The sequence below is a fragment of the Yimella radicis genome, assembly GCF_054778255.1.
The window spans coordinates 198155-211450 of sequence record NZ_BAAGZR010000001.1 but is presented as its reverse complement, the minus strand read 5'-3'; the positions used below and the strand labels follow the sequence as shown (position 1 = coordinate 211450).

The window sequence follows — 13296 nt, the reverse complement described above, 5'->3', positions numbered from 1 at the left end:
TACCGTCGCCTGGCCGCCACCCACCAAGCACTTCACGACCGTCCCCCGGTACAAGCCCGGCACAGTGTCCCGGAAGTGACGACATTCATGTGTCCCAGAAGTGACGCGTCATGACACGCAGTTCCCTCGTGCACTTCCGGGTGTCTCGCGGCGAGGAGCGCCACGGTGTGCCCGACGTCACCGCCCGGCAACCCCTGCGTGGTCGGAAGTTCTCGCGTGAGCCGTTAGACTGGGGGCATCCATTTTCGCGATCTTGCGTTCATCTGTGTGAATTTTCTTGTGGGCGCCGAGATCTGAGGCACCCGGATCACCCCATCCACAGCGTGGCGAATACGCCTGAAACGCAGTCACTTTCGGCCGACAATCGGCCCTTGTAGGGGTTCTCTTGCGGTGCCCGTAACCCGACAAGAGGTACTGCACGATGACGCCCAAGAAGAACGACGGAACCAAGAAGGCCCGCTGGAGCCGCAGCCAGAAGGTCGAGGCGAAGCGCGGCGAAGTTCGTCGCACGTCCGCCGAGCGCGGCAAGCCCGCCCGCCGCGAGGACCGTCCGGAGCGTTCCGGCGCTCGCCGGTTCGACCGCGACGACCGCCGGTCCTTCGACCGCCGCGACGACCGAAACAATGACCGGAGCAACGACCGTGGTGGTTACCAGGGTCGCTCCGAAAACCGTGAGGGTCGCTCGTACGACCGGCGCGACGACCGTCCGCAGGGTAACCGTGGCGACTATCAGGGCCGCGATGAGCGTCGTTCGTTCGAGCGGCGCGACGACCGTCCGCAGGGTAACCGCGGCGGCTATCAGGGCCGCGATGACCGTCGTTCGTTCGAGCGGCGTGACGACCGCCCTCAGGGTAACCGCGGCGGCTATCAGGGCCGCGATGACCGTCGTTCGTTCGAGCGGCGTGACGACCGCCCTCAGGCTGACCGCAGCAACGACCGTGGTGGCTACCAGGGCGGACGTTCCTTCGACCGTCGCGACGACCGCAGCAGTGACCGCACGGGTGACCGGGGTGGCTACCAGCGTCGTGACGACCGTTCGCAGGGCGACCGCGGTGGCTATCAGGGCCGCGATGACCGTCGTTCGTTCAACCGTCGTGACGACCGCCCTCAGGCTGACCGCAGCAACGACCGTGGTGGCTACCAGGGCGGACGTTCCTTCGACCGCCGTGACGACCGTCCCCGCGGTGGCTCCGACAACCGCTCCGAGAACCGCTCCGAAAACCGTGGTCAACGTCGCTGGGACCGCGATGGCGGACGCGACTTCGGCCGCCGCGACGACCGCGGCTTCCGTCGTGACGACCGTCCGCAGGGCAACCGTGGTGGCTACCAGGGCCGCGATGACCGTCGTTCGTTCGACCGCCGGGATGACCGTCCCCGTTTCGAAGAGGCCGAGAAGCCTGCAGGTCACCTCGAGGAACTCGAGCCGACCAACGAGGCGTTCGGCTGGTCCGAGCGCAACGAGGTCGACGAGGTCACCACGACCGAGCCGATCGAGTTGGAGGGCAATGGCTTTGCCGATCTCGGTCTTCCCGAGTTGCTGGTCGCGCGCTTGGCCCGTGACGGCATCACCCAGCCGTTCCCCATCCAGACCGCGTCCATCCCGGACGCCCTCGCCGGGCGCGACGTCCTCGGCCGTGGCCGTACCGGCTCCGGCAAGACGCTCGCGTTCGGTCTGCCGACGCTGACCCGTCTGGCCAAGGGCGGCAAGGCGCGCGCACACCAGCCGCGTTCGGTCATCCTCGTCCCGACCCGTGAGCTCGCCATGCAGGTGAGTGATGCGTTGCAGCCGCTGGTGCACGTCATCGGCCTGCGCCACAAGCTGGTTGCCGGCGGGATGCCCTACGAGCCGCAGCTGTCGGCTCTCGAGCGCGGCGTCGACGTCCTCATCGCCACCCCGGGTCGTCTGAAGGACCTCATCGAGCGCGGCGCCGCCGACCTGTCGCGCGTCGAGATCACGATCCTCGACGAGGCCGACCACATGGCGGAGATGGGCTTCCTCGAAGCGATCGAGGAGATCCTCGACCTGGTGCCGGCCGACGGCCAGCGCCTGATGTTCTCAGCGACCCTCGACCGCGGCATCGACGGTGTGGTCGAGAAGTACCTCACCGATCCGGCGGAGCACTCGACGGACGACGGCACCGCCACCGTCACCACGATGGCGCACCACGCGCTGCTGATCGAGCCCAAGGACAAGAAGATCGTCACTGCCGAGGTCGTCAACCGGCCCGGACGCACGGTCGTCTTCGCCCGCACCAAGCTCGGTGCCGACCGCATCGCCTCCGAACTGCGCGAGTGCGGCGTCGTCGCAGCTGCTCTGCACGGCGGCCTCAACCAGAGCCAGCGCAATCGCGCACTTTCGGCCTTCCGTGACGGACGCCTGCCGGTTCTCGTCGCCACCGACGTCGCAGCTCGCGGCATCCACGTCGACGACGTGGGCGTCGTCCTGCAGGTCGACCCGCCGGCCGACCACAAGGACTACCTGCACCGTTCCGGGCGTACCGCTCGCGCCGGTGAGCAGGGTGTCGTGGTGTCCTTGGTGCTGCCGCACCAGCGCCGTACCGTCGAGCGTCTGCTCGACCAGGCGGGAGTCGACACCGAACTGAAGAAGACCCGTCCGGGCGACGAGGTCATCGCGGCCACCGGGGGCAGCACCCCGCAGGGTGCACCGGTGAGCGACGACGACCTGCAGCAGGTGTTGCAGCCAGGTCGCGGCGGACGAGGCCAGGGTCGTGGACGCGGTTACGCCGGTGGTGGCCACCGGGGTGGTCCGCGCCGTGGCGGCGGGGGCGGTGGCGGCTACCGCGGTGACCGCGAGGGTCGTGGCGGCCGTGACGGTGGACGTCGTCCGCGTTACTGAGTCATAGCGGGACTGTGCAAACCGCGGTTTGAAACGTCCTGGTGGTGCAAACCGCGGCCGGTCGGCCGCGGTTTGCGCATCTGGGGGGTTCTGATCCGCGGTTTGAGCAGTTCTGGCTCGGCGACATCGCATCCGCGCCGGGGCAGTCGTCCACGGGAGGATCGGCTCGCGTCAGAATGGGACGGTGGACAACCTCACCGGACGACTGCTGGTCGCAGTCCCGCGCGAAGAACAGGACGTCGCCGACGACGACCTGTTCGACCGCTCGGTGGTGTTGCTGCTCAACCACAGCAGCGAGGGTGCCCACGGCATTGTGCTGAACCGCCCGCTCGAAGCCGTCGTGGATGCCGTCCTGCCGGGTTGGCAGGAGCACGTCACCGACCCGGACCACCTCTTTCAGGGCGGTCCGCTCGGACTCGATTCCGCGCTCGGGCTCGTCTCGATGCCCGGTGACGGGGAGTCGCTCGGTCTGAAGAGACTGTTCCGTGGAGTCGGGTTGGTCGACCTGGACGCCCCGCCCTCGGTCGTGCTTCCCGAGATCGCGGCACTGCGTATCTATGCGGGTCATTCCGGTTGGGGTCCAGGCCAATTGGAGACCGAGATCCGCGAAGGTCACTGGTTCGTGGTGGACGCCGAAGCTGCCGACGCCTTCTCCGAATCGCCCCTGCATCTGTGGGAGGACGTGCTGCGTCGAGTCGGGGGAGTCGCCGCCTGGTCGATCACCTTCCCGGACGACCCGACGATGAACTGACCCGGTTCACGGGGTCAAGCGGTACATCGACCTCGCTCAGCACCTTGACACCGAACGCCCCGACCGCGAGGGCTATCACGGCCCGGTACGTTGCGGGGGACGACTCATTGCCGGTCATTCTGTCAGCGCCGACCTATGCTGGACGCATGAGCACCGAACCGCTGGAGAACGAACGCCTCTCGTCGCCGAGCACCTCGACGGGTGTCCTCGAGCGTGAAGAGGTCCAACCGCAGTTGCAGGAACCGGGCGATCACGAACGGTTCAGCCACTACGTGAAGAAGGAGAAGATCCTCGAGAGCGCGCTGTCCGGAGACCCCGTCACGGCGTTGTGCGGCAAGGTCTGGGTGCCCGGTCGTGACCCGCAGAAGTTCCCGGTCTGCCCGGCCTGCAAAGAGGTGTACGAGAAGTTCGGCGCCGGCGGCGACGACTCCGGCGACTGACCTCACGAGATCAGACCAAGGCCCGGTGTAAGCACCACGACGGGCCTCCGTCGCTCTCGCCGGTAGCGCCGCGTTCAGCCTCGCCCCCGGCGCGAACGCGAGCCTTTCGCTCGCCCAGGCCAAGATCGACTCCGCGTCGGCTTGTGTTCCCGACAGCCATGACCACGACGGTGCCGCAGCGACCGCCCGGGTGAAGCACGGTTCCGGCAAGCGCGACCCGAACGAGCTGACCCCGGCACAGGTGGCGGCCGCAGAGAAGAAGTTCCAGGCGGACGCCGCTCGCAAGGGGTTGGCGAAGAACGCCGACGGCAAGCTGACCAAGACCGGCGCAAAGGCAGCAAAGCCGGGCACCGGCACGTTCAGTGCCGCGGTCATCGACGTGTACTTCCACGTGATCACCGACGGCACCAAGGGTGCGCTGACCGACTCCGAGGTGTCGAGCCAGATCTCCGTGCTCAACCAGGCCTACAGCGGTTCGGGCTTCTCCTTCCGCCTGGTCTCGACCGACCGCACCAACAACGCCACCTGGTACAACGGCTTGGTGCACGGCTCGACCGCCGAGTCGCAGATGAAGTCCACGTTGCGCAAGGGCAACATGGGCGACCTCAACGTCTACACCGCCGACCTCGGCCAGGACCTGCTCGGCTGGGCGACCTTCCCGACCAGCAGCCTGAGCTCTCGTGACGGCGTCGTACTGCTCGACGAGAGCCTGCCCGGCGGCAGTGCCGCGCCGTACAACCAAGGCGACACCGGCACCCACGAGGTCGGTCACTGGCTGGGTCTGTACCACACCTTCCAGGGCGGCTGTAAGGGTCAGGGCGACCAGGTGAGCGACACCCCCGCGGAGGCCTCACCGGCATCCGGTTGCCCGACCGGCCGCGACTCCTGTCCGTCGTCTGCCGGACTCGACCCGATCACCAATTTCATGGACTACACGACCGACGTGTGCATGAACAAGTTCACCCCGGGTCAGGTCACCCGCATGCAGAACCAGTGGACGACCTACCGCGCCTGACACACCGTCCTTCTTTGTGAGGCGCATCTGAACCAGCGCGTCGCGGCGGCCGAATCCTCGAAAGTGGGGTCGGCCGCCGCGGTGCGTCCTGGCGGCCTGGCGGGCTCGTTTCGCCTCACGGCGCTGACCTGCGCATTCGATCGTTGTCACCGTGGGCGGTTAGGGTTTCCCATCGTGAGTACCTCGGCCGCTTCCCATCTGTCGCCGGCCTTCCCCGAACGCGCAGCGTGGGGCACCGCCGGCAAATTGCGTGCCTGGCAGGCCGGGGCGATGCACACCTATTTCGAACATGAGCCCCGCGATTTCCTGGCAGTCGCGACCCCCGGTGCCGGCAAGACGACGTACGCATTGCGGCTGGCGACCGAGCTCATCGACCGCGGTGTCATCGACCAGGTCACGATCGTCGCGCCGACCGAACACCTCAAGGTGCAGTGGGCAGACGCCGCCTCACGGGTCGGGATCAACATCGACCCGCGCTTCACCAACGCCCAGGAGGAGCACGCCGCCGACTACGACGGCGTCGCGGTGACCTACGCGGGCGTCGCCAGCCGTCCGGCACTGCACCGCGCTCGCACCCTCGCCCGCCGCACGCTGGTGATCCTCGACGAGATCCACCACGGCGGCGACAACAAGTCGTGGGGTGACGCGATCCGCGAGGCCTTCGAGCCCGCGACCCGCCGGCTGGCGCTGACCGGTACGCCTTTCCGTTCCGACACCAGCCCGATCCCGTTCGTGCGGTACGAGGAGGGCGCCGACGGCATCCGTCGTTCGGCCAGCGACTACAGCTACGGGTACTCCGAGGCGTTGCGCGACGGCGTCGTCCGGCCGGTGCTGTTCATGGCGTACGGCGGGGCGATGCGGTGGCGTACCCGGGTGGGCGACGAGATCGCGGCCCGCCTCGGCGAACCCATGACCAAGGACGTCACGGCTGCCGCCTGGCGCACCGCACTCGACCCCAAGGGCGAGTGGATCCCTGCCGTGCTACGCGCCGCCGACAAGCGACTGTCCGAGGTGCGTCGGCACGTCCCGGACGCCGCAGGCCTGGTCATCGCCTCCAACCAGACGGCCGCGCGGTCGTATGCGCGCACGCTGGAGGAGTTGACCGGTGTCAAGCCGACCGTCGTGCTGTCCGACGACGCCGGGGCCTCGGCCCGCATCGAGCAGTTCGCCGAGTCCGACGACCGGTGGATGGTCGCGGTGCGCATGGTGTCCGAGGGCGTCGACGTCCCGCGTCTGTGCGTCGGCGTCTACGCCACCTCCACCTCGACGCCACTGTTCTTCGCCCAGGCGGTCGGGCGCTTCGTCCGTGCCCGGCGACGCGGTGAGACGGCGTCGGTGTTCCTGCCCACCGTCCCGCTGATCCTCGAACACGCCGCCCGGCTGGAGGAGCAGCGCGACCATGCGCTCGACCGTCCCAAGCCCGAGGGGGAGGAGCCGCTGTGGGCCGAGGAGGACGGCTTGCTCCAGGAGGCGAACCAGCAGGAGAAAGCGCTGGCCGACGAGCAGATGTCGTTCGAGGCGCTGGAGTCCGAGGCGGAGTTCGACCATGTGCTGTTCGACAAGCAGCAGTGGGGTCTGGGCAGCGAGACCGGTGGTGAGGACGAGCAGGAGTACCTCGGACTACCCGGTCTGCTCGAACCCGACCAGATGACTCATCTGCTGCGTGAACGGCAAGCCAAGCAGCAGAGCAAGAGCAGCAAGAAGAAGCAGGAACAGGACGCCCCGCTCGCCGCTCACCGGGCGCTCGCGGCCCGGCGCAAGGAACTCAACTCACTCGTCGCCGCCTACGCCAAGAAGACGGGGCAGCCGCACGCGGTCATCCACAACGATCTGCGTGGGCAGTGCGGCGGACCGACACTGGACCGCGCCTCCAACGACGAGGTCGGCGCTCGGATCGATCTCATCCGACGCTGGTTCGTCGGCAAGCGCTGAACTCAACGGTCGAGCAGGCCGCGCTCGCGCAGGGTCTCGCGTAGCCCGTACGCCACATGGCCCGCACGACCCTGTGTGGTCTCGGCGTGCCAGAGCGAGGAGACGATCGCCTCCGCAGACGCCTCGAGCGTCGCGCTGAAGAACGGATCGAGATCCTTCTCGCGAACGCAGCCCGAGCGGACGTCGTCCACGCCGCGTGTGCTGAACGCGATTGCGTAGTCACCCGACCCGTGGCTGTACGCGGCACCGACCGTGCCCATCGCGTACACCGCGCGACGGGCGATGCGGCCGAGCTGGCGTGCATCGAGCGGGGCATCGGTCGCGACGACAATCACGCACGAATTTCCTTCCGGATCAGCCGTGTTGGCCGGTTCGACGGGCCGTCCGTCGAGTCGGAGGTGGCCCGTGAAATTGGTCAGAGCCAGCACGCCGAGTCGCTGGTCTCCGACCGCACGGGACGCGGTGCCGATGCCGCCCTTGAACCCAAGGGCGCGCATTCCGGTGCCCGCTCCGACGGCACCGAGCGCGAAATCGTCGCTCGCGTCGTCCAGGGCTGCGCGGACGTCCGCAGCGGTGACCGCCCGTTGCCGGATGTCGGACAGCCACGAGTCGTTGCACTCTGCGACCAGCGGGTTGAGAGTGACCACGTCGGCACAGTCGGGACGGTCGAGCATCCATCCGACGAGCGCGTCCGCAGCACCGAAAGCGCTGAGGGTGTTGGTGAGAACGATCGGGGTCTCCAACGTGCCCATCTCGGCCACCTGGGTCGAACCGATGAGCTTGCCGTGTCCGTTGCCGACGAACAACCCGCATGGCAGCGGTCGTTCCGGTGTCGGCACAGGCGTGGGGACGATGGCGGTCACGCCGGTGCGGACGTCGTCGCGCACGATCGTGCGGTGCCCGACGCGGACCCCCGGCACATCCTTGATGCTGCCGGTATCGGTGCGGACTGCGAGTCGATCGGTCATGGCCGAATGACCCTATCCTCCGCGTGCCGGCAGGTACGGTGCATCGCATGGTGAATGAGAACGACCTGGGCGGTGAGACCTCGCAGACGATGGATCGTGGCCTCGCGGTCATCGCCTTGCTCGCCGACCCGGCGCACGCAGGTGGGCTCACGGTCACCGAGATGGCCCAGAAGCTGAGTGTCGGGCGTCCGGTGATCTACCGTCTGGTCGCCTCATTGGCACGTCGCGACATTGTGATTCGCCGCATCGACGGACGAATCTCGTTGGGAGTGGGGCTCATTCACCTCGCCAACGCGGTTTGGCCGGGCCTGCGCGATGTCGCTTCACCGATCCTGCGGGAGCTCGCTGAGCACACCGGACTCACCGCGCACCTCACCGTGGCCGACCGCTCCGAGGCGCTCGCGATCGCTGTCGTCGAGCCGCGCTGGACGGGTCTGCACGTCTCCTACCGCGAGGGCACTCGCCACCCGCTGGAGGTGGGCGCCGCCGGCCGGGCGATCCTCGGCGGGCGCGACGGGAACGACTCGTGGGTGACCAGCGACGGCGAACTCCAGCCGGGTGCACACGGATTGGCCGCCCCGGTCATGGGCGCGCACGGGCTGGACGCCTCCATCGGCCTGGTCGCGATGGCGCCGTTCGACGGCGACCGCGTCGGTGCCGCGGTCCAATCAGCGGCATCCGATCTCGCCATCGCGCTCAACCACTGACCTCCACCAGCGGCTGAGTGCGATAGGGGACGAGCTCGGCGAGCGCGATCACCGTCGAACTGCGCACGACCACGTCCGTCGCGAGCACCTCGTCGATCACGCGTTGTAGATCGCCGTTGTCCCGACCGACGATCCGGATCCACAGGTCGCCGTCACCGGTGATCGTGTGTACCTCCAACACCTCCGGGACACCGGCCAAATGTGCGATGGCCGGGTCGTGTCCGTGCCGCTGGGCGATCGACAGGGTGCAGAACGCGGTGACCGGGAAGCCCATGGCGGCAGGGGAGAGGGAAGGGCTCTCCGAGGCGATCACGCCGCGCGAGCGCAGTTTGTCCAGGCGGGCTTGCACCGTGCCGCGGGCGACGCCGAGTTCACGGGCGGCGCCGAGCACTCCGATCTGCGGCTGAGCGTCCAGGAGGTGCAGCAGGCGGCGGTCGAGATGGTCCAACATGGTCGAACTGTACAGAGTTAACGCGCCCGCAGGTGTCAGTTTGTACATGATGATCAAGCTTGCAAGGCCCGGTTGAACAGTGACTGTGGCTTGGGTCACAGTGTGTCCATGACTGACACCCTTGACCTCACTGCGCAGGAGCGCGAAGCCAACCTCGACTTCGACCAGTTGAAGCAGTTGGTCGGCCTCGTCGAGTACGACGCGAAGAACGACCCCTTCCCTGTCACCGGTTGGGACGCCATCGTCTTCGTGTCCGGCAACGCCACCCAGTCGGCGCAGTACTACCAGAGCGTCTGGGGCATGGACCTCCTTGCATACTGCGGCCCGGAAAACGGCAACCGCGACCACAAGTCGTTCGTGCTGAAGTCCGGCTCCATCAAATTCGTCATCAAGGGCGCGGTCGACCCCAACAGCGAACTGGTCGAGCACCACCGCAAGCACGGCGACGGCGTCGTCGACATCGCGCTCGAGGTGCCTGACGTCGACAAGTGCATCGATCGGGCCCGCTCGGTCGGCGCGAAGATCGTGCGTGAGCCGGAGGACATCACCGACGAGCACGGCACCGTCCGCATCGCCGCGATCGCCACGTACGGCGACACCGTCCACACGCTGGTCGACCGCTCCAAGTACGAGGGTCCGTACCTGCCCGGCTACTCCGAGGCGTCCTCGACGTTTGTCAAGCGCGAGGGTCAGCCCAAGCGTCTGTTCCAGGCCCTGGACCACATCGTGGGCAACGTCGAGCTCGGCAAGATGGACGATTGGGTCACCTTCTACAACAAGGTCATGGGCTTTGTGAACATGGCCGAGTTCATCGGTGACGACATCGCCACCGACTACTCCGCGCTGATGAGCAAGGTTGTCGCGAACGGCAACCACCGGGTGAAGTTCCCGCTCAACGAGCCGGCCGTCGCCAAGAAGAAGTCGCAGATCGATGAGTACCTCGAGTTCTACTGCGGCCCCGGCGCACAGCACCTCGCCGTGGCCACCAACGACATCCTCAACTCGGTGGATGTGTTGCGCGCCAACGGAGTCGAGTTCCTCGACACCCCTGACTCCTACTACGAGGACCCGGAGCTGCGGGCCCGCATCGGCAACGTTCGCGTGCCGGTCGAAGAACTGCAGAAGCGCGGCATTCTGGTCGACCGCGACGAAGACGGCTACCTGCTGCAGATCTTCACCAAGCCGCTGGGTGACCGCCCGACGGTGTTCTTCGAACTGATCGAGCGGCACGGCTCGCTCGGGTTCGGCAAGGGCAACTTCAAGGCCCTGTTCAAGGCGATCGAGCGCGAGCAGGACCGCCGCGGCAACCTCTGACGCCGCTGAGTGCCGAAACCTCCGGCACTCCAAGAGCCCCGACGACGGCCCGTCGTCGGGGCTCTTCGTTCTTCGAAACCTGGTTCCTCGAAACCTGGGTATGGGTCGGGCGTTCGCTGGTTAGGCTCGCCGACATGTCGCAGATCTCTCCCGCGCTCGCCGCACTGCAGGCCGCTGTCCGGCGGCGCACGGTCGCCGGGTCGGACAAGGACCCAGCTCAGTTTAAGGGGTTGCACAGCGACCTTCGGGCACACTTCCCGCGGCTGTTCGAGGCGTGCGAAAGCGTCGAACTTCCCGACCATGCACTGCTGCTGCGCTGGCGCGGATCCGGTGATGAACGACCGGTGGTTCTCATGGCCCACCAGGACGTCGTGCCTGTCAACAGCCGCGACGACTGGACGCACCCGGCGTACGAGGCAGTGGTCGCCGACGAATTCCTCTGGGGGAGAGGCACCCTCGATTGCAAGGGGTCGTTGATCGCAATCTGCGCCGCGGTCGAACAGCTCATCGTCGAGGGGGTCACTCCCAGCCGGGACGTCTGGTTGTCCTTCTCGTCGGACGAGGAGATCGCCGGGCACACCGCGCCCGCGGCCGTCACAAGGTTGAAGCAGCGCGGGGTCGACCCGTGGTTCGTGCTGGACGAGGGCGGCATGGCGGTCACGGGCGTCTTCCCGGGCGTCGATGCTCCGCTCGCCGTGATCGGTCTCGCCGAGAAGGGGCTGGTCGTCGCCCGTCTGACTGCGCGCGCGGAAGGCGGGCATGCCTCGATGCCGCCTCGCAGGAGTGCGCCGGCGATCCTCGCGAAGGCGATCCTGTCGTTGGAGAAACACCCCGCACCGTCGAACCTGACCGAGCCGAGTCTGCGCATGCTGGAGACCATCGCGCCTCATGCGAAAACGCCGGTCCGTCAGCTGCTGTCCCGCGCGGGTTCGATGCGGAAACCGCTGACCCAACTGCTCGCTCGCACGGGACCGGCGACCGCGGCCATGGTGCGGACCACCTACGCGGTCACCCAGCTGGAAGGGTCCCCGGCGCAGAACGTCCTGGCGACGGACGCGTCCGCCACGGTCAACGTCCGGGTGTCGGTCGACGAGAGCGCCGAAGAGGCTGTTGCCCGGATCCGACGCATCCTGGGTGACGACATCGAGGTGGCCGTGCTGACCTCGTACGACCCGAGCCCGGTCGCAGCGACGGGTGACGCGTACGAACTCATCGCATCGGTCACCGAACAGGTCATGCCGGACGTCGTCCCGACGCCGTACGTGGTGATGGCAGCCACCGATGCTCGCCACTTCCAGCGGGAGTGGCCCGACTGCTACCGGTTCAATCCTTTCCGGATGACCGCGAGCCAGCGCGAGAGCCTGCACAACGTCGACGAGCGCCTGGAAGTGTCGTCCTTCGAGGAGGGAATCCGTTGGTACACAACACTTCTGACGCAGATCTGAGCAAGACCGGGCTCAAGGGCATCGGCGCTGTCGTCGGGTTCCTGGTCTGCGTCGAGATCGCCAGCGGTTTCCTGCAGGGTTTCTACACGCCGTTGTTCACCGACATCGCTCGTGAACTGCGCATCCGGGACGCCGACGTCAACTGGTTCGAGGCGGCACAGTTGACGGTCTCTGCGCTGGTCGTACCCATTCTCGCTCGACTGGGAGACGTGATCGGGCATCGCAAGGTGCTGCTGCTGTCGACGGTCGTCACCGCGGTCGCGACGTGGGCGGTTGCGTTCGCGCCGACCTTCTGGACCTTCCTCATCGCCTGGGCGTTCGCCGGTTTCTACGTGGTGTGGCTGCCGTTGGAGGTGGCGATCATCCACCGCCGCACGGAGGGCGACCCGAAACGCACCCGCCTTGCGGCCGCACTGCTGGTCTTCGGACTCGAGGTATCGGTCATCGCGGCTGCGGTGTTCGCCGGGGCGTTCGCACAAACCTGGTCGATGACCGCGTTGTTGTCGATCCCCGCCGTCGTGGTCACCCTCGCGATCCCGGCGATCTGGTTCGGGGTTCCGGAAGTGCCGGTGCTGCGCAGAGCGTCGCTCGACCTCGGCGGGTTCGCGCTGATCACCATCGCGTTGTCGCTGATGATGGGCGGTCTGATCCTGGTACGTCTGCGCGGCCCGCTCAGCGTCTGGCCGTTGATCCTGCTCGTCGCCGCGGTCGCGGCGTTCGTCGTGTTCGGGCGGTACGAGTTGGGCCACCACGAACCCCTGGTCGATCTGCGCGTACTCGGTGCCGGCCGGCAGTGGCCGATCCAGCTGACCGCGTTCCTGTTGGGAGTCTCCGTGCTCGGCGCCCAGATCCCGCTGTCGACCTTCGCGCGCACCGACCCGGACGTGACCGGCTACGGACTGGGGGCGACCGCGGCGAGCGTCTCGACGATCATCGGGCTCTACGTGATCACGCTTGCGATCGGCGCCCTGGCTCTGCCTTGGCTGGCGCGGCTGCTGACACCGAACGGCGCGCTCGTCCTGGGAGCGACGCTGGTCGGGGTCGGGTATCTGATGTTCCTGCCGCTCCATGACGGGCTGGCGCAGTTGATGATCAACATGGCTGTGGCCGGCCTCGGTTCCGGACTGCTGGTGGCGGCGCTCCCGGCGGCTGCGGCCGCGGAGGCACCGGACACCCATACCGGCTTCGTGACCGGGATGACCAACATGACCAAGACCATCGGCGGCGCGGTCGCCAGCAGTGTGTTCGCGATCGCGCTGGCGACCACCGGCAGCATCGACGCTGACGCCGCGGCGAACCACGCCTCGCTGGGCGGTTACCTGACGGTGTGGGCGATCTGTGGCGCCACGGCACTGCTCGCTGCGGTGATCCTCGCATTACGTGGACCCCGCACGCAGGGCTCGGGGAGTTGACTCG

The 13296-nt window shown here is 67.5% G+C and carries 12 protein-coding genes; 9 read left to right on the top strand and 3 right to left on the bottom strand.

What is annotated here, in order from left to right; translation table 11 throughout:
• Positions 1–307 precede the first annotated feature (307 nt).
• Positions 308–1408 (bottom strand): hypothetical protein, encoded by a 1101-nt coding sequence (locus ACYU8W_RS01040; RefSeq protein WP_499465911.1) that lies wholly within the window; start codon positions 1406–1408, stop codon positions 308–310.
• A gap of 87 nt (positions 1409–1495) precedes the next feature.
• On the opposite strand from ACYU8W_RS01040, the gene ACYU8W_RS01035 reads away from it, so the two are divergent.
• The 5 genes from ACYU8W_RS01035 (at position 1496) to ACYU8W_RS01015 (ending at position 6995) form a co-directional block, all read left to right on the top strand.
• Positions 1496–2857 (top strand): DEAD/DEAH box helicase, encoded by a 1362-nt coding sequence (locus ACYU8W_RS01035; protein ID WP_499465909.1) that lies wholly within the window; start codon positions 1496–1498, stop codon positions 2855–2857.
• A gap of 184 nt (positions 2858–3041) precedes the next feature.
• Positions 3042–3608, top strand: coding sequence for a YqgE/AlgH family protein (locus tag ACYU8W_RS01030; RefSeq protein ID WP_499465907.1), 567 nt, complete (start codon positions 3042–3044; stop codon positions 3606–3608).
• Between the two features lie 146 nt (positions 3609–3754).
• On the top strand, positions 3755–4048 hold the full coding sequence (locus ACYU8W_RS01025) for a DUF3039 domain-containing protein (RefSeq protein WP_129625741.1): 294 nt from the start codon (positions 3755–3757) through the stop codon (positions 4046–4048).
• A 190-nt stretch (positions 4049–4238) separates the two neighbouring features.
• On the top strand, positions 4239–5063 hold the full coding sequence (locus tag ACYU8W_RS01020) for a zinc metalloprotease (RefSeq protein ID WP_499465905.1): 825 nt from the start codon (positions 4239–4241) through the stop codon (positions 5061–5063).
• Positions 5064–5237: 174 nt separating this feature from the next.
• Positions 5238–6995 carry a DEAD/DEAH box helicase gene (locus tag ACYU8W_RS01015; protein ID WP_499465903.1) on the top strand — a complete coding sequence of 586 codons (1758 nt, stop codon included), beginning with the start codon at positions 5238–5240 and terminating at the stop codon, positions 6993–6995.
• 2 nt (positions 6996–6997) lie between these two features.
• Here ACYU8W_RS01015 and ACYU8W_RS01010 read toward each other — a convergent pair whose 3' ends face one another.
• Positions 6998–7963 (bottom strand): P1 family peptidase, encoded by a 966-nt coding sequence (locus ACYU8W_RS01010; protein WP_499465901.1) that lies wholly within the window; start codon positions 7961–7963, stop codon positions 6998–7000.
• Between the two features lie 47 nt (positions 7964–8010).
• Here ACYU8W_RS01010 and ACYU8W_RS01005 point away from each other — a divergent pair, with 47 nt between their 5' ends.
• Positions 8011–8670 (top strand): IclR family transcriptional regulator, encoded by a 660-nt coding sequence (locus ACYU8W_RS01005; RefSeq protein ID WP_499465900.1) that lies wholly within the window; start codon positions 8011–8013, stop codon positions 8668–8670.
• On the opposite strand, the gene ACYU8W_RS01000 is transcribed toward ACYU8W_RS01005, so the two are convergent.
• Positions 8660–9121 (bottom strand): Lrp/AsnC family transcriptional regulator, encoded by a 462-nt coding sequence (locus ACYU8W_RS01000; RefSeq protein ID WP_499465898.1) that lies wholly within the window; start codon positions 9119–9121, stop codon positions 8660–8662. The genes ACYU8W_RS01005 and ACYU8W_RS01000 overlap by 11 nt on opposite strands.
• Positions 9122–9229: 108 nt before the next feature.
• Here ACYU8W_RS01000 and hppD point away from each other — a divergent pair, with 108 nt between their 5' ends.
• The 3 genes from hppD to ACYU8W_RS00985 all read left to right on the top strand — a co-directional run bounded on the left by hppD (position 9230) and on the right by ACYU8W_RS00985 (position 13292).
• Complete coding sequence (gene hppD / locus ACYU8W_RS00995; RefSeq protein ID WP_499465897.1) at positions 9230–10435, top strand: 4-hydroxyphenylpyruvate dioxygenase; 1206 nt, start codon at positions 9230–9232, stop codon at positions 10433–10435.
• Positions 10436–10569: 134 nt separating this feature from the next.
• Positions 10570–11880 carry a M20/M25/M40 family metallo-hydrolase gene (locus ACYU8W_RS00990; protein WP_499465895.1) on the top strand — a complete coding sequence of 437 codons (1311 nt, stop codon included), beginning with the start codon at positions 10570–10572 and terminating at the stop codon, positions 11878–11880.
• The gene (locus ACYU8W_RS00985; RefSeq protein WP_499465893.1) at positions 11850–13292 is read left to right on the top strand and encodes an MFS transporter; all 1443 of its coding nucleotides are present in this window, start codon (positions 11850–11852) and stop codon (positions 13290–13292) included. The genes ACYU8W_RS00990 and ACYU8W_RS00985 overlap by 31 nt, the downstream gene beginning before the upstream one ends.
• Positions 13293–13296 lie beyond the last annotated feature (4 nt).

What these genes read in the sequence shown, in the direction of transcription:
- ACYU8W_RS00990 (WP_499465895.1), top strand. Translation starts at nt 10,570, where the DNA reads ATGTCGCAGATCTCTCCCGCGCTCGCCGCACTGCAGGCCGCTGTCCGG.
- ACYU8W_RS01025 (WP_129625741.1), top strand. Translation starts at nt 3,755, where the DNA reads ATGAGCACCGAACCGCTGGAGAACGAACGCCTCTCGTCGCCGAGCACC.
- ACYU8W_RS01010 (WP_499465901.1), bottom strand. Translation starts at nt 7,963, where the DNA reads ATGACCGATCGACTCGCAGTCCGCACCGATACCGGCAGCATCAAGGAT.
- ACYU8W_RS01005 (WP_499465900.1), top strand. Translation starts at nt 8,011, where the DNA reads ATGGTGAATGAGAACGACCTGGGCGGTGAGACCTCGCAGACGATGGAT.
- hppD (WP_499465897.1), top strand. Translation starts at nt 9,230, where the DNA reads ATGACTGACACCCTTGACCTCACTGCGCAGGAGCGCGAAGCCAACCTC.
- ACYU8W_RS01000 (WP_499465898.1), bottom strand. Translation starts at nt 9,121, where the DNA reads ATGTTGGACCATCTCGACCGCCGCCTGCTGCACCTCCTGGACGCTCAG.